Genomic DNA, 16,721 nt, shown 5'->3' on the forward strand with positions numbered 1-16,721 from the left:
CGGCCTTGGCCTGCTCACGACGACGTTCGAGTTCCTCGAGAATGTGCTGCACGCGACACGCCTTGAATGGATGGACTGCAAAACCGTCCTCGCATCGCAATTTGGCGAAGTTGAAAAACTCGTCCAGACTAGGATCAAGGATATCGGGCGTTCGCGGGGAGTCTGTGGTGGTGATTTCTGCGAAATTGCAAAGTTGCGAAGATGCGTGAGAAGCTCTTTATCGGACCTCGCTTGCGTGGCCTGCGCCAGGGCCGAGGCTGGACGCTGGAGGTTTGCGCGGCGCGTCTTGGTCTATCGCCGAGTTATCTGTCGCAGATTGAGGCCAATCAGCGGCCGGTCACCGCGCGAGTGCTGATCGACGCCATGCGCGTGTTCGAGGTCGACGCCGCCGCCCTGGACGCGGCCGATGACCAGCGGCTGATCGCCGACCTGCGCGAAGCCGTCGCCGATCTCGTCGGCGGAGCGCAGGCCCCGGGGCTTTCAGAAATCAAGCAGGTGGTCGGCAACGCGCCGCACTTCGCCCGCGCCTATCTGGCGCTGCACAGAGCGCATCGGCAGCTGGACGAGCGTCTCAAGCAGACCGAAGAAGCCGTCTCGCTGGACGAGCGTGTCGCCGCCAGCGCCCTGCTGCCTTACGAGGAGGTCCGCGACTTCTTCCACTACAAGGACAACTACATCCACGCGCTGGACGCCGCGGCCGAGGCCCTGGCCGAGGATTTGGCGCTCGCCGAGGGGGGCGGAGAGGCGGCCCTGGAGCTCCATCTGGCCCGGCGACTGGGCGTGCGGGTCGAGCGCTCGCGCGAACTGAATCTGCTGCGCCACTACGATCCCGAAGCGAGGATTCTGGTTCTGGGCGCGGCGCAGCCGGCGGCGACACGAAGCTTCCAGATGGCCTACCAAATCGCCGCCATGACTTTGGCCGACGTGGTCGAGGCCGAGCTGGAGGCGGCGTCGTTTCGCAGCCAGAGCGCCGCCCAGGTCTGTCGCACGGGCCTTTTGAACTACGCCGCCGGAGCGCTGCTGCTGCCCTATGGCAATTTCCGCGAGACTGCGCGTAAGGTCCGCCACGATATCGAACAGCTCGGCCTGATCTTCCAGGTCAGCCTGGAGCAGGTCTTCCATCGCTTGAGCACCCTGCAGCGGCCCGGCGCGCGAGGCGTGCCGTTCTATTTCGTGCGGCTGGACCGGGCCGGGAACATCACCAAGCGCCATAGCGCCACCCGCTTCCAGTTCGCGCGCTTTGGCGGGACCTGTCCGATGTGGAACGTGCACGACGCCTTTAGCCGACCCGACGCGTGGATGGTGCAGCTGGCCGAGATGCCGGACGGGTTACGCTATGTTTGCGTCGCCAAGGGGGTGGTGAAGCCCTCCGGGGCCTATCTCGAGGCTGACCGCCGCTACGCCCTGGGGCTGGGCTGCGAGGTCCAGTACGCCGATCAGTTAGTCTATGCCGATGGTCTCGATCTGTCCGGGCCCTCGGCGCCGATCGGCGTCAGCTGCCGGATCTGCGAGCGCTCGGATTGCTCTCAGCGGGCCTTTCCGCCCGTGGACCGCCGGTTCGAGGTGCTGGAGAACGATCGTCGCTGGGTGCCTTTCAAGCTTTGAAGCGATTGCGCCAGAAAGCACAATCTTCGCCTGGGCTAGATGCTTCCACGCGCAGATGACTGTAGCGGAACCGAGTGCGCACAATCTCACCAAGGTGGGGAGGCTTCGCCGCGAACATCGCGTTCCTGCAGACTTACCTCAGCCGCAATCGGCGCCTATTTGCTCGCGCCCGCCTGCGCTTCGATTTCCGCCTTGTCGATGATCGACCAGACCTCGGCGATCTTGCCGTCTCTCAATGTGTAGAGAGCGTGCTCGTGGAAGACGATACGCCTTCCATCCACCTTGACGCCCAGGAATTCGCCGATCGGCGAGCAGTCGAAGCCAAGTCTGCAGGCGAGGCGGGTTTCCTCGGCGACGATCCATTCGGCGCGGAATTGAAGGTCCGGGATGGCGCGGTAATTGGCTTCCAGCATGTCCCGGTAGCCGTCCAGCCTTAGCCGCCGGCCGTTGCGGATCACATCGTCCGCGACGAATTCGCCTAGCATCTCCAAGGCGCGCGCATTCAGGCAGGCGAGATAGCGCTTGTAGAAGTCGACAGTCGGGCGTTCCGGCGATGAAGGCATTTCCACTTTCCGCTGTTTGTCCTCGCTGGGCGCCGTCCGCATCGGCGGGCGCCAGCGATGCCGATGAACGCGCAGGGCCGCGATGTCGTGCCTTGGCTCGCACCTTGCCCCTTGGTTGGGGAAGCGGCGGGTGCGCGGGCGACCGAGTGTCCCGCGCTCGCATCCGTAGGCCTGCCCGTGCGGTCTCCCACGGGAAAATGGCGGATGACCGGGGTCATCCGCCAGGCGCGAGGTGGGGATTAGAAGGACTTCTTGACGCCGATCTCGAGCGTTCGGCCCAGCGGATTGCCGGTCCAAGGGTCGTAGCCGAACTCCTCCTGAGCCGGCGGCGGGTCCTTGTCGAAGATGTTGGCCGCCGTCAGCGTCAGCGCCATGTCGTCGCCCAGCTGCAGGCGATAGGTGAAGTCGGTGGTCACCCAGTCCTTGCCGTTCTCGCCATACTGGACGCCCGGGCGTTCGTCCTTGACCGCCGAGACGAAGTTGACGCCGAGGCGGAAGTTCTGGTGGCCCAGGGCGTAGTTGACGCCGAGGTTGGCGCGCCACTTCGGCGCCGCCTGGGCGAATGTGGCGAAGTTCAGCGTGCCCAGTCGATCGTCGCCGGTCGAGATGGTGACGCCGTCCAGCGTGGTCGGGCCGGTCCGCAAAGCGGTGACCCGCGTGGCGGTGACGTCGATGTCGAGATCGCCATTGCCCAGCGGCAGGCCGTACTTGGCCTGAATGTCGAAGCCCTTGGTCGTCTGGCCCGGACCATTGCCGTAACGCGTGGAGACGGCGTTGAAGGTTCCGACGCCGCTCATGCCGACCGTGCATCCGCTGTTGAAGCTGATGCGCGCCAGCAGGGGCTGCTTGGCGACATCGCAAGTGGTGATCGTGCCGCCGGCGCCGTTGAAGACCAGGCTGGCGATCTGGTTCGGATCGGCGACCTGGCCGATCTGGTCCTTGGTGCGGATGTCGAAATAGTCGACGATCAGGCGGAAGTCGTGGCCGTCGGCCAGGCCGCGGCTCTGCCAGATCGCGCCGATGTTGCCGCTCTTGGCGGTTTCGGGCTTGAGGTTGGCGTCGGTGATGAACTGGGCCGCCAGCCAGTTGCTGGCCGCCACCGTGTAGGTGCGCGCGGCCACCGTGATGGCGCCGGGCGTCACGCCCAGAGGCGGCGTCTGGTAGTTGGTGCCGTACGAGGCGCGCACGGTCAGCGGCCCCCAGACGTTCCACTTGCCCGAGACCTTGTAGACCGTCGCGCCCAGGTCGTTGGAGAAGCGCTCGCGACGGGCCGCCAGCTGGATGTCGACGTTCGAGAAAAGCGGAACCTGCAGCTCGCCGAACAGCGAGTACTGGCTCTGCTCGGCTTGGCTGGGCAGGGTCGGGGCGAACAGCACGAACGGTCCCGGCGCGTCCGGCGTACAGCCGCGGAAGTTCGGATCGGTCGTCGGCAGCGGCGTCGGGCTGAGATTGCCCGAGCCGGCGCCATTGGCGCTGGTGGTGTTGCTGGGCCACTCGCACTGGATCGAGCCGTTGTTGAACGCGCTAGGCACGTTCACGCGGTTGGCGAGCGAGCGGTACTGAGCGCCGAGCGCCCAGCCGACGTCGCCACCGGGAAGATTGATGCCCGAGCGACCGTTGAACACGAGATCCGCCGTGAAGTTGTGGCTGAGGGTCTCGACCGCGCGCGGGTCGAACATCCACAGCGCCAGGTCCTCGGGGTTCTCTTTGCCGGCGACATAGTTCGGATTGGCCAGGCCGCGAACAGGCTGGCCCTTGAACGAGCTCGAGAAGGGATTCCAGTATTGGCAGCCATTCTTGCCGGCCGCCGCCGCGTTCTGCGTGCCGAAGCGGCTGGGATCCAGGTCCGTGGCGCGACAATTGGGGCCGCCGAAGCCGTTCAGCGCTTCCTGCAGGCGATAGCCGATGGTGTCGGCGTGGGTGTTGTAGTTGTAGGCGTCGTTATAGGTCAGCGCGAAGTCGTAGCCGACCTGCTTGGCGAACGGCGCCAAGTCGCCGAGATCGCCGGTGAGGCCCGCCGACACGCGCCAGACCTTGTTGTCGATGCGGTCCGCCACGCCGAAACCGTCGCCGCCTGAATAGTACGGATTGCCGCCGTGGCCGAACAGGCGGTAGGTCACGGGCGTGAAGCCCTGGGCCCCGACGATGCCGTTCTTGGCGGCGAACTCGGCCGCGAACGGGTTGGTGATCGGCACGTAGAACTGGTTCACCGCGCCGGTGGCCAGCGCTGGTCCCCGCGAGACGGGTTGGGCGGGCGATCCCATCACCTGGGGCAAGGTCACCTTGCCGTACGAGGCGTCCATGTGGAACTTCATCGTATCGGTGATCTGCGCCTTCAGCTGGGCGTAGAGGCGGTAGGTGTCCTGGTTCTCGACCAGCCGGTAGTACGGAATGTAGTTGTAGGCGCAGGTGTAGGCGTTGTCGTAGCGGCCGCCGACCGCCGCGCAGCTGGCCGGCGTGAAGTCCGACACGATGCCGCCGATGGCGGGGCCCCATTCGCCGACATCGGTGGCGCTGGGCGTGGCTGGAAGAGCGCCGCGCGGGATCCAGCCCGTGAGGTTGGTCAGGGTCGACCACGGCGCGGGGTTGTAGCCCGTGACCGGGTTCAGCGACGCCTTGGTGAAGTCCCGCTCCATCGTATTGAGGCGCGAGCGATGCTCGTACTCGGCCGAGACCAGAAGGTTGACCCGGTCCTCGCCGACGCCGCCCATCACGCCGACCGAATAGTCGCCCTTCGAGCCGCGGATATGCTTGTACTGGCCCTGGGCCTCCAGGCCGACGAACTTGTCGCGAGTGATGAAGTTGACGACGCCGCCAGTGGCGTCCGCGCCATAGATCACCGCCGCGCCGTCCTTCAGCACCTCGGTGCGCGCCAGGGCGATGGACGGGACGTTGGCGGTGTTCTGGTTCATCCGCCGGCCGTTCAGGAGCACCAGCGTCTTGTCGGCCCCTAGACCGCGCAGATTGTAGTTCACCGAACCGACCAGGGCCGGGCCGCCGAAGTAGTAGGACTCGCCGGTCGTCGGGCCCGAAATGGTCAGGCTCTTGGCGAATTCCAGAGCGGTGGGCGAGCCCTGCTTCTCGAGGTCGGCTTGCGAATAAACCTCGACGGGGAGAGCGGCGTCCAGCGCCGAGCCCCGGATGTTCGACCCCGTAACGACGATTTCCTCGACCTGCGTGGATGGCTCTTGGCCCGACCGTTCCTGGGCCAGGGCTGGCGCGCCTAGACCCGCCAGTCCCATCAGCAGCGCGGCGCCCGACGCGCCCATAAGCCCGATTTTCATGATGCGATCCCTCCCGTTGAATGAGTCTGTAACGCTCATTCTCACAAGAGTGAGTGTTGTGTTATCGCTGCCGGTACGTCAATGACCATTGTTCGGTCATGAGGTCGTAGCCGCGCGACGCCGGCTGTGACGCGGACGATTGACAGGCGCGCGCCGCGCCCTACTACCCAGCGTATGGGAGCGACGAGGAGGACGGCTTGGCGGGAGAGAGCAAGGCGAGGCGGACCAAGGCCGAGCAGCGCGCCCAGAGCCTGGAGCAGATCCTGGACGCGGCCGAATATCTGTTCTCGCAGAATGGCCTTTATGGCGTGACCCTGCGCGATGTCGCCCAGAGGGTCGGCATCCACACCACGCTTCTCAACTACTACTTCAAGGACAAGACCAACCTGTTCGAGGCGGTGTTCGCCCGCCGCGCCGGCGTGACGTCAGGCCGACGCATGATCGCCCTGGAGCAGTACGAGCAGGCGGCCGGCGACAAGCCCACGGTCGAGGGCGCGCTGCACGCCTTCCTCGATACCGACCTCGATCTCTACTACGAGGGCGGCGAGCATTGGATGAACTACGCCGCCTTCTGCGCGCGGGTCAGCAATACGCCCGAGGGCGCGGCGCTGATGGACGAGCACTTCGACCCGGTGGTCCTGAAGCTGGTCGGCATTCTCAAGCGCGCCCTGCCGGACTACGCCGACGAGGAGATCTTCTGGGGCTATCACTTCGTGTCGGGCGCGCTGATGAACACCCTGGCGCGGACCGGCCGGATCGACCGGCTGTCGGGCGGCCTCTGCCACTCGGACGACTTCCCGGCGGTCAAGAAGCGGATCGCCCGCTTCATGGCCGCGGGCTTCATCGCCCTGAAGGGGTAGGGCGTCAGGCGTCCTGGCGCGCCTCCGTCCTGCGGAAGATCCTCGCCAGCCAGAGGAACAGGCCGATCGCCACGACGTAGATCGGAACCAGGGTGAACAGCGCCATCTGCAGCGAATTGTGCGGATGGCTGGCGCGGAAGAAGTCGCTGGCCGCGCCGACATAGGTCGGGCCAAGGCCCAGCCCGATGAAGTTCATCACCAGCAGCAACAGCGCTCCGGACATCACGCGCTGCTCGGGACGCACCTCTTCCTGCACCAGCGCCACCGCCGACGACAGGTAGAAGTAGTTGAGGAAGGTCGGGCCGATCAGGAAGGCCAGGGCCAACGGCCAGGTCGGCGCCCAGACGAAGCCGATATAGAAGGGGATCGCCAGGCTTAGGGAGATCACCGGAGCCATGGCGTAGACCAGCTTGGACTTGCGCGTGAAGTGGTCGATCACCCGGCCCGAGACGTAGATGCCCGCGCTCATGCCAACGCCGACGACCAGCGCGTACCACACGGCCACCTCGCTGAGCGTCATGCCCTTTTCGCGCATCAGGAAGAGGGTGGTGAAATTCCCAAGGCCGTAGGTGACAAACTGGGTCGCGCCGCTGCCCAGGGCCGCCAGCATCAGGGTCGGGCGCGAGAAGAACATGCGCAGGGTCGGCCAGAACGCGGCCTTCTCCGGCTTGGCGCCGACCCCATCCAGCGCTCCGCGCCGGGGTTCCTTGACGAGCAGGGGCAGGACCGCCGCGGCGACCAGACCGACAAGGCCCAGGACGATGAAGGCGTAGCGCCAGTTGAACGCCGCCGCGATCGCGCCGCCAAAGGCGATGCCCAGGGCCGCGCCGACGGGCGGCCCCAGATTGTAGATCCCCAGCGCGGTGCCGCGACGCCCCGGGGGGAAGTAGTCTGTGATGATCGCATAGGACGGCGGCACGCCGCCGGCTTCGCCGAAGCCCACCGTCATGCGCGCGAAGGCGAATTCGCCATAGCTGCGCGACAGGCCGCAGGCCACCGTCGCCGCGCTCCAGATCCCGCAGGCCAGACTGAGCACCGCGACGCGATTGGTGCGATCGGCCAGCCAGCCGACCGGTATGGCGATGAAGCAGTAGAACATCGCGAAGTAGAGGCCGCCGATCAGCCCAAGCTGGCCGTCGGTGACGTTCAGCGTGTCCTGGATCGGTTTGGCCAGGATCGACATCAGCTGACGGTCCAGGAAGTTCAGGACGTAGACGAACCACAGCATGGCCAGGACCACCCAGGCCCTGCGGTCCGGGACGGGGAGGGGACGGTCTGAGCGCGCGGCCGCGGCCGCGTCGCTGGTGCGCGCGAGATCGTTCAAGGTTTCCTCCCGGACGCCCGTTCTCGGGCTTGGCTGGCCTTGAGGATGACGTCAATCGTCCTCGCTCGTCAACATTCACGCTCGCGAGAGTGAGTGTTGACAGTCGGACGGTTCGTCGCCACCGTGTCGCCGCGACGTCGACGACGGAACGATCGACGCGCCTGGGGAGTGAACGCCATGAAGGCAGGGCTTTTGGCGTCGGCTTGCGCCGTCGCGCTCGTCGCGTTTTCGACAACGCCGACGCTGGCTCAGGTGGCTGGCGCGGGAGAGCAGGGGAGGGGCGACCGCAAGGACGCCGAACTGGTGGGAGAAGTCGTCGTCACCGCCACCCGCCGTCCGGAGAAGCTCCAGGACGTGCCGCTCAGCGTCACCGCCTTCGACCAGAAGGAGCTGACCGCCAAGGGCATCGTCGGCTATGAGGGCCTGGCCCGCCAGACGCCCGGCGTGGTGCTGAACCGCGCCACCGCCAACTTCAACAACTTCACGGCGCGGGGGATCGCCACCAACGGCTACGGCGCCAACCTGCAGAGCACGGTCGCTGTCTATATCGACGAGCTGCCGATCTCGACGATCGGCAACACCACCGTGCTGGACCCCAACCTGTTCGACGTCGAGCGGGTCGAGTTCCTGCGCGGTCCGCAAGGCACGCTGTTTGGCTCGGGCTCGCTGTCCGGCGCGCTGCGCATCCTGACCAAGGCGCCGAACCTCTCCAGCCGCGAGGGCGCGGCCTTGGTCGATTACGGCCTCACGGGCTCGGACTCCCTGCGCCAGCGCTACAACGGCATGCTCAACCTGCCGATCGTCGAGGACAAGCTGGCGCTGCGCGTCGTCGGCTTCTACCGCCACGAGGAAGGCTACCTCGATAACGTCGGCACCGGGGTCCACAACTCCAACACCCTGGTCGACTGGGGCGGCCGCGCCAACCTGCTGTGGAAGCCGAACGAGCGCCTGTCGGTGAAGGCTCTGTTCTCGTACGAGGACAGCAATCCCAAGGACTCGTCGATGATCAGCCCGGCCCTCGGCCGCGAGAGGCGGATCTCCGACCGGCCGGACCTGTTCGTCGGCAAGCTGCGAACCCACAACGTCACGATCGACTACCAGTTCGATGGGGCGCGCCTGACCAGCTCGTCGACCTATTCCAAGTTCGACCAGAAGTTCTTCGTCGATCTGGCCGGCACGTTCGGCGGCGCGATCGCCTTCGCCCTGGACGCGGGCGGCTACCAGAAGACCTTCGTCGAGGAGGCGCGCCTGGCGTCCGATCCCGGCGGCAAGGTCGACTGGGTGGTCGGCGGCTTCTACCTCGATCGCCGTCTGGACGTGGACTATTTCTATCGCTCCAACCCGGCCTTCCTGACCGCCCGGGGCATCACGGGCCTGCCGGACGAATATTACCAGCGTCAGTACACCCACTTCCTCTCGCACGAGAAGGCGGCGTTCGGGCAGCTGACCTACCGCTTCACCGACAAGGTCTGGGCGACCGGCGGCATCCGCTACGGCAAGGTCGACTCGCAGGGCTTCACCGAGGCCGGCGGCTATAACAGCGCCTATCTGACCAACGCGCTGCTGGGGATCCGGGGACCGCTGGCCCTGGTTCCGATCGCGGCGGCCACCGGCGTCAAGGCGACCGGCAGCAAGCCGTCGTTCAAGGTCAGCCTGTCGTACAAGCCGTCGTCGGCGCTGACGACCTACGCCACGGTCTCGACCGGCTTCCGGACGCCTGTGGTCAACGCCTTCGCGGGCCGACCCAGCCTGGTCAATCCCAGCGACCTGATCATCCCGAACGGCGCTTCGTCGGACGATCTCGTCAACTATGAACTTGGGGCCAAGGGGCGCTTCCTGAATGGTCGGCTCGCGGCCAACGTCGCGGTCTATCTGATCGACTGGAGCAACATCCAGGTCCAGGCCAACCGGGTGTCCGACAGCGTCCAGTTCGCCACCAACATCGGGGCGGCGCGCAGCAAGGGGATCGAGCTCGAGCTCCTGGCCTATCCCGCAAAGGGCCTGACCGTCGGCCTGAACGGCTCGCTGAACGAGGCCAAGGTCACCGAGCTGAGCCCGGCCGAGGCGGCGATCTCGGGCGCGGTCGTGGGCGCGCGGCTCGCCTCGCCGAAGGTCCAGGGCTCGCTGTTCGTCAACTACGGCTGGGACCTGACGCCGAACGCCAAGGCCAACCTGTCGGTGGTGGTGCAGCATGTCGGTTCGTATCCGGGCTCGTTCCCGCACGTACCCGGCCAGCCGACCGTCACCAGCCCGACCTACGGCTTCACGGACTCGTACCAGAACGTCAACGCCACCTTCGCCGTCGCCATGGGCCAGACAACCATCGGGGTCTATGTCGAGAACCTCTTCGACGATCACTCGATCACCTACGTCCATCCCGAGGCGTTCCTCGCCAGCCGTTTCGCCACCATGCGACCCCGGACAGCGGGCGTGCGCCTTGGCTATGCGTTCTAGGAGGGGGTGATGAGCAAGCGCGCCCTGGGATCGGTCTTCGCCCTGACCCTCGCGGCCCTGGCGGGAGCGCCGGCCGTCGCTCGGGCCGACCAGCCCGTCGTCCGCGCGCCGGCCGGCGCTGTTCGCGGCGTCGAGGCGGACGGTTTGCGGGTGTTCAAGGGCGTCCCCTATGCGGCGGCGCCCGTGGGGGCGCTGCGGTGGAAGCCGCCGGCCGAGGCCTCGTCCTGGACCGGCGTGCGCGACGCTTTGGACTATGGCCCGGCCTGCTGGCAGCCCAAGCCGCGCGCCGGCAGCATCTACGCTTCGCCGCTGAAGGCGTTCAGCGAGGACTGCCTGTCGCTGAACGTTTGGACGCCGGACCGGGCCGAGCGGGCGCCGGTGCTGGTCTGGATCCACGGCGGATCGTTGATCGGCGGCTCCAGCAGCGAGGGTCTCTACGATGGCGCGGCCCTGGCCAGGCGGGGTGTCCTGGTCGTCTCCATCAACTACCGCCTGGGCGTGCTGGGCTATCTCGCCCACCCCGAGCTCAGCGCCGAGTCGCCCGACCACGTATCGGGCAACTATGGCCTTCTAGACCAGATCGCGGCGCTCAAGTGGGTCCGGCGCAACATCGCGGCCTTCGGCGGCGATCCGGCCAATGTGACGATCGCGGGGGAGTCCGCCGGCGGCCTCAGCGTCATGTACCTGATGGCCTCGCCGCGGGCGCGCGGACTGTTCCACAAGGCGATCGCCCAGAGCGCCTACATGATCTCCACGCCGGCGCTGCGCGAGCGCAAATTCGGCCTCGTTCCGGCCGAGACCGTGGGCGCGACGACCGCGGCGAAGCTGGGCGCCAAGAACCTGGCCGATCTGCGCGCCATGGACGCCGAGGCGATCACCACCTCGGCTCTGATGGCCGGCTTCCAGACGTTCGGCGCCGTCGACGGCAAGGTCCTGCCCAAGCAGCTCGTCGAGACGTTCGACGCTGGAGAACAGGCGCGCGTGCCGATCCTGGCCGGCTTCAACAGCGGCGAGATCCGATCGCTGCGGATCCTGGCCCCGCCGCCGCCGGCCGACGCGGCGACCTACGAAAAGGAAATCCGGGCGCGCTACGGCGACCTGGCCGACGATTTCCTCAAGCTCTATCCGTCCGACAACGTGCCTGAAAGCGTGCTGCTGGCGCCGCGCGACGCCCTCTACGGCTGGACGGCCGAGCGGCTGGTCGCCAAGCAGACGGCCGTCGGCGCGCCCGGCTACCTGTACTACTTCGATCACGGCTATCCGGCCGCCGACGCCGCCGACCTGCATGGCTTCCACGCCTCCGAACTGCCCTACGTCTTCGGCACGGCGGCGAACACGCCGCCGGCCTGGCCGAAGATTCCGGATGCGCCCGGCGAGGCCAGGCTCTCGGCGGCGATGATCGGCTACTGGACCGCCTTCGCCAGAAGCGGCGTCCCCGCCGCCGACGACGCGCCGGCGTGGAGGCCCTATGGCGCCGACCGCGCCTACATGGCCTTCGTCGACGCGCCCCGCCCTGGAGAGCGTCTCCGGCCGGGCATGTACGCCCTGAACGAAGCCGTGGTGTGCCGCCGTCGGGCCCAGGGCGACATCCCCTGGTTCGTGAATGTCGGCGTCATCTCGCCCCCGCTGCCCCCTGGAGTTCCTCAGTGCCGATAATCGACGGCGAGATGCAGGCCTTTTCCCTGACGCTCGACAAGTTCCTGGACCACGCCGCCAAGTGGTCGCCAAACGCGCAGGTGGCGACGGCGCGCGAGGATGGTCGGATCGACCGCGCGGGCTATGCCGAGCTTCACGATCGCGCCAGGCGGGTCTCGGCGGTGCTCGAGGCGTTCGGCGTGCGCGGCGGCGACCGTGTGGCGACATTGGCCTGGAACAGTCAGGCCCATGTCGAGGCCTGGTTCGCGATCATGGGCATGGGCGCTGTCTGCCACACCCTGAACCCGCGCCTGACGGCCGAGCAGTTGGCGGTGATGGTCGTCCAATCGGAGGCGAGGGTCTTGATCGCCTCGGCCGACCTGGCCGCGTTGGCCCAGGACATCAAGGACCTGGCGCCCGACCTGACGCGTCTGCTGATCATCGACGGCGAGGCGGAGGGCGGCGAGGCGCTGGCGCCGATGATCGACGCGGAAGGCCAACGCGCGGCCTGGGGACGGTTCGAGGAGACGGCGCCCTGCGGTCTCTGCTTCACCTCCGGCACCACGGGCGCGCCCAAGGGCGTGACCTACACACACCGCTCCAGCTACCTGCACACCCTGAGGATCTTGCAGGCGGACGGCATGGCCATCTCGGGCGCCGACGCGGTGCTGGCCGTGGTGCCGATGTTCCACGCCAATGCGTGGGGTCTGCCGTTCGCGGCGCCGGCCGTCGGCGCGAAGCTGGTCTTGCCGGGCCGCAACACCGATGGGGCGAGCCTGGCGCGGCTGATCGCGGCCGAAGGCGTCACGATCGCCGTTGGCGTTCCCACGGTCTGGTCCGGACTTATGGATCATGTCGAGGCCACAGGCCTGGCTCTACCGTCGCTGAAACGGATCATCGTCGGCGGCGCGCCGATGCCGCCCGCGCTGATGGCCCGGCTCGAGCAGCGGCTGGGCGTGCGCGTGCAGACCAGCTGGGGCATGACCGAACTGTCGCCATGCGGGGTTCTGGCGCCCTTGTCGGCGCCAGGCGACGCCGCGGTGGCGGGGCGGCCGGCGGTTGGGGTGGACCTGCTGCTCACTGACGCAGAGGGTGTGGCCTTGCCGCGGCAGCGTGGTGTCGAGGGCCATCTTCGGGTGCGCGGCGCCTCGGTCGTCGCTCGCTATTTCGGGCAGGAGGCGCCCGCGACCGACGCGCAAGGGTGGTTCGCGACGGGCGATCTGGCGCGCATCGACGACGACGGCGCCCTGATTATCACGGGCCGGTCCAAGGACCTGATCAAGTCCGGCGGCGAGTGGATCAACCCGGCCGAGATCGAAGCTATCGTCTGCGCCTTGCCGGAGGTCACCCAGGCGGCGGTGATCGGCCGCTCCCATCCCAAATGGGGCGAGCGCCCGATCCTCCTGGTGGAGGCGCAGGGCGATGTCAGCGACGAGGCGCTGTTGGACGCCTTGCGAGGTCGAGTGGCCAACTGGTGGCTTCCCGACGCCGTGTATCGACTGCCGCGCATGCCCCTCGCCGCGACCGGGAAGATCGACAAGCTTCGGCTCAGATCCGAGTACGGCGCCGGCTGAAGGACGGCCGGCTCGGGCGGGATGCTCTCCGGCAAAACACGCTCTGACGAGCCAGTGAACACACAGCGAGCCTCGGCTCGCGAACCAAAGGAGTTATCGATGTTGCTCGACGGACGGATCGCGATCGTCACCGGAGCGGGCGGCGGCCTTGGTCGCGCCCACGCGCTCTATCTGGCCAGCCAGGGCGCCAAGGTGGTCGTCAACGATCTCGCGCCAGAGGCCGCCGGACGGGTCGCGGCCGAGATCTCGGCGCTGGGCGGCGAGGCGATCGGCGTCGCGGCGTCGGTCACCGACGAGGCGGCGGTCGCCGCCATGGTCGAGCAGGTCATGGCGCGCTGGGGCCGGATCGACATCCTCGTCAGCAACGCCGGCATCCTCCGCGACAAGTCCTTCGCCAAGATGAGCCTCGATGACTTCCGGCTCGTGGTGGACGTCCACCTGATGGGCGCGGCCGTGTGCGCCAAGGCGGTCTGGGATATCATGCGCCAGCAGGGCTATGGCCGCATCGTGATGACCACCTCGTCGTCGGGCCTCTACGGCAATTTCGGCCAGGCCAACTACGGCGCGGCCAAGATGGCGCTGGTCGGCCTGATGCAGACGCTGGCGATCGAGGGCGAGAAGTATGGCGTCCGGGTCAACTGCCTGGCCCCGACGGCCGCGACGGGCATGACCGAGGGCGTGCTGTCGCCCGAGAGCCTTCAGAGGCTGGACCCCGCGCTGGTCAGCCCGGGCCTGCTGGCCCTGGTCGGCGACGACGCCCCGACGCGCGCGATCCTGTGCGCGGGCGCGGGCCATTTCGCGACCGCCAACATCACCCTGACCACGGGATACTTCATCGGCGGCGGTCGCGATGCGGGCGAGCGGCTGATCGAGCAGTGGGACCAGGTGGCTGACCGCGCCGGCAAAATCGTTCCGGCCTACGGCTTCGCCCAGTCGGAGCGGGAAATCGCCAGCGCCGAACTGTCCGCCGACCGCTTGGCGGTGCGCGCGTGACGCGGCGGGCCGTCATCGTCTCGACCGCGCGCACGCCGATCGGTCGAGCCTATCGCGGGAGCTTCAACGACACCGCGCCGACCGTCCTGGCCGCCCACGCGCTCAGCCACGCGGTCTCGCGCGCCGGTGTGGCGCCGGATGAAATCGACGACTGCATTCTCGGCTGCTCGTTGCCCCAGGGCTATCAGGCGACCATCGGCCGGATGGCGGCCCTGCGCGCCGGACTTCCCGTCGAAGTCCCCGGCATGACCCTGGATCGACAATGCTCCTCGGGCCTGATGACCATCGCCACGGCCGCCAAGCAGGTCATTGTTGACCGCATGGACGTGATCGTCGCGGGCGGGGTGGAGTCGATCTCGCTGGTGCAGACGCCGGAGATGCGGGTCGATCAGGACCCCGGCCTCGTGGCGATGCATCCAGACGCCTACATGCCGATGCTGGACACCGCCGAAACCGTCGCCGCGCGGTATGGCGTCACGCGCGAGGCTTGCGACCTCTATGGCCTGTCCTCGCAGTTCCGCGCCGCGGCGGCCCAGGCGGCGGGGCGCTTCGACGCCGAGCGGGTCCCGATGACCGCGACGATGAAGGTAGCCGACAAGGCGACGGGCGAAGTCTCCACGCGGGAGGTCACGCTCGAGCGCGACGAGGGCGTTCGCCCCGACACCACGTTCGAGGGCCTGTCGACCTTGAAGGCGGTGCGGCCGGGTGGGGTGGTCACCGCCGGTAACGCCAGCCAGCTTTCGGACGGGGCCTCGGCCTGCATCGTCATGGAGGAGGGGCTCGCCGAAAAACGCGGTCTGGAGCCGCTTGGCCGCTACGTTGGCATGGCCGTCGCCGGAACCAAGCCGGACGAGATGGGGATCGGCCCCGTCTTCGCTATCCCCAAGCTGCTGAAGCGGTTCGACCTTACAATCGGCGATATCGGCCTCTGGGAGCTAAACGAAGCCTTCGCCTGCCAGGTTCTCTACTGCCGCGACCAGCTAGGTCTTCCGGACGAGCTGCTGAACGTCAATGGCGGCGCCATCGCCATGGGACACCCCTACGGCATGTCGGGCGCCCGCATGAGCGGACACGCCCTGATCGAAGGCAAGCGGCGCGGCGCGAAATACGTCGTGGTCACAATGTGCGTCGGCGGCGGCATGGGCGCGGCGGGATTGTTCGAAGTGCTGTGAGCGGGCGGGCTTGCTCCGCGACGGCGCGCGACCTTGCCAGGGAGGCGGGCATGAAATGGCTTGGAGCTCTTCTGGGGCTCATTCTGCTGTCGGCGGAATCCGGCGCGGCGATCGCGGCGCAGGACCCCGCCGTTGCCCACCCTGACTACGCCGACCCGGCGCTTTGGCTTTGTCGTCCGGACCTGGCGAATGACCGCTGCAAGGTCGACCTCGACGCCACGGTCGTGCCGGCCAGCGGCAAGCTGAGCGTCGAGAGGTTCGTCCCCGCCAGGCAGCCCGAAATCGACTGCTTCTATGTCTATCCGACCGTTTCCAATGATCCGGGCTGGATCTCCGACTTCCAGGCCAGCAAGGACGAATGGGACGCTGTCAGGCTGCAGTTCGCCCGCTTCGGCGCGATCTGCCGCCCCTTTGCGCCGATCTATCGGCAGGGAACCCTGCGTCGGCTCCGCTATCCCGCCGGAGGTCCCAAGCCGATCGGCGAACCGCCTCCGCCTAGCGTCGGCGGCTATGCCGACGTGCGGGACGCTTGGCGCTGGTACATGGCCCACGAGAACATTGGCCGTGGCGTGGTTCTCATCGGACACAGCCAGGGCGCGGTGATGCTGACGAAGCTGCTGGCCGAGGAGGTCGACGGCCAGCCCGCGCAAGCCCAACTCGTCTCGGCCCTTCTGCTCGGCGGCCTCGTCATGGTTCCGCCAGGCAAGGATGTCGGCGGCTCGTTTCGGTCCGTTCCGCTCTGCCGAAGCGGTCAGCAGGTCGGCTGCGTGATTAGCTATGTCACCTTCCGTGACCGTCTGCCGCCGCCGCCGACCTCACGGTTCGGCCGCGCGCGCGATGGCTTTCGCGCGGCCTGCGTCAATCCCGCCAACCTCGCCGGCGGCCCCGGGCGGCCAGTCTCCTATTTCCCCGCCATGGGCTTCCTGAACGGCTCCGGCGGCGACATCCCGCCTCAGTGGACCCGCCCCGCGAAGGCGATCACGACCTTCTTCGTCTCGACGCCTGGTCTGATCACGACCGAATGTGTCCAACGCGGCGAGTATGACTATCTGGCGCTGAGCGTGAACGCGGTTCCGACGGATCCGCGGACCGATGAATTGGGCGGCCACATCATTCGGCGCACTGGCGTCGACCTTTCGTGGGGGCTTCACCTGATCGACGTTGACCATTCGATCGGGACGCTGATCCAGATTGTTCGACAGCAGGCTGAGGCCTACCAGGCCGCCAGCGTGGGAAGAGCGCAGCGCTGACTGACCC

At 67.5% G+C, this 16,721-nt stretch carries 11 protein-coding genes; 8 read left to right on the forward strand and 3 right to left on the reverse strand.

Translation table 11 applies throughout. The features are described from left to right. Window positions 1-201 precede the first annotated feature (201 nt). A complete protein-coding gene (locus Q0379_RS17475; RefSeq protein ID WP_299014436.1) occupies window positions 202-1,605 on the forward strand; it encodes a short-chain fatty acyl-CoA regulator family protein in 1,404 nt (467 codons plus the stop codon). 155 nt (window positions 1,606-1,760) lie between these two features. Here the strand turns inward: Q0379_RS17475 and Q0379_RS17480 are convergent, their stop codons facing one another. Further along, window positions 1,761-2,210 carry an ester cyclase gene (locus Q0379_RS17480; RefSeq protein ID WP_299014439.1) on the reverse strand — a complete coding sequence of 150 codons (450 nt, stop codon included), beginning with the start codon at window positions 2,208-2,210 and terminating at the stop codon, window positions 1,761-1,763. A gap of 197 nt (window positions 2,211-2,407) precedes the next feature. Continuing rightward, window positions 2,408-5,452, reverse strand: a complete 3,045-nt coding sequence (locus Q0379_RS17485; RefSeq protein WP_299014442.1) for a TonB-dependent receptor — start codon at window positions 5,450-5,452, stop codon at window positions 2,408-2,410. 197 nt (window positions 5,453-5,649) lie between these two features. On the opposite strand from Q0379_RS17485, the gene Q0379_RS17490 reads away from it, so the two are divergent. Then, the gene (locus Q0379_RS17490; protein ID WP_013079642.1) at window positions 5,650-6,312 is read left to right on the forward strand and encodes a TetR/AcrR family transcriptional regulator; all 663 of its coding nucleotides are present in this window, start codon (window positions 5,650-5,652) and stop codon (window positions 6,310-6,312) included. A 4-nt stretch (window positions 6,313-6,316) separates the two neighbouring features. On the opposite strand, the gene Q0379_RS17495 is transcribed toward Q0379_RS17490, so the two are convergent. Then, window positions 6,317-7,636 (reverse strand): MFS transporter, encoded by a 1,320-nt coding sequence (locus tag Q0379_RS17495; protein WP_299014451.1) that lies wholly within the window; start codon window positions 7,634-7,636, stop codon window positions 6,317-6,319. 177 nt (window positions 7,637-7,813) lie between these two features. Between Q0379_RS17495 and Q0379_RS17500 the strand changes: the two genes are divergently transcribed. From Q0379_RS17500 to Q0379_RS17525, 6 genes are all read left to right on the forward strand, one after another. After that, complete coding sequence (locus Q0379_RS17500; protein WP_299014454.1) at window positions 7,814-10,090, forward strand: TonB-dependent receptor; 2,277 nt, start codon at window positions 7,814-7,816, stop codon at window positions 10,088-10,090. A 9-nt stretch (window positions 10,091-10,099) separates the two neighbouring features. Next, on the forward strand, window positions 10,100-11,746 hold the full coding sequence (locus Q0379_RS17505) for a carboxylesterase family protein (RefSeq protein WP_299014457.1): 1,647 nt from the start codon (window positions 10,100-10,102) through the stop codon (window positions 11,744-11,746). Then, a complete protein-coding gene (locus Q0379_RS17510) occupies window positions 11,737-13,299 on the forward strand; it encodes an AMP-binding protein (protein WP_299014460.1) in 1,563 nt (520 codons plus the stop codon). Before Q0379_RS17505 ends, Q0379_RS17510 begins: the two co-directional genes overlap by 10 nt. A 99-nt stretch (window positions 13,300-13,398) precedes the next feature. Next, window positions 13,399-14,292 (forward strand): SDR family NAD(P)-dependent oxidoreductase, encoded by an 894-nt coding sequence (locus tag Q0379_RS17515; protein WP_299014463.1) that lies wholly within the window; start codon window positions 13,399-13,401, stop codon window positions 14,290-14,292. Then, on the forward strand, window positions 14,289-15,464 hold the full coding sequence (locus tag Q0379_RS17520; RefSeq protein ID WP_299014466.1) for an acetyl-CoA C-acyltransferase: 1,176 nt from the start codon (window positions 14,289-14,291) through the stop codon (window positions 15,462-15,464). The genes Q0379_RS17515 and Q0379_RS17520 overlap by 4 nt, the downstream gene beginning before the upstream one ends. Window positions 15,465-15,514: 50 nt before the next feature. Continuing rightward, the gene (locus Q0379_RS17525) at window positions 15,515-16,714 is read left to right on the forward strand and encodes a DUF3089 domain-containing protein (RefSeq protein WP_299014469.1); all 1,200 of its coding nucleotides are present in this window, start codon (window positions 15,515-15,517) and stop codon (window positions 16,712-16,714) included. The last annotated feature ends 7 nt before the right edge of the window (window positions 16,715-16,721 follow it).

The organism is uncultured Caulobacter sp. (assembly GCF_937900395.1).
Taxonomy (GTDB): Bacteria; Pseudomonadota; Alphaproteobacteria; order Caulobacterales; family Caulobacteraceae; genus Caulobacter.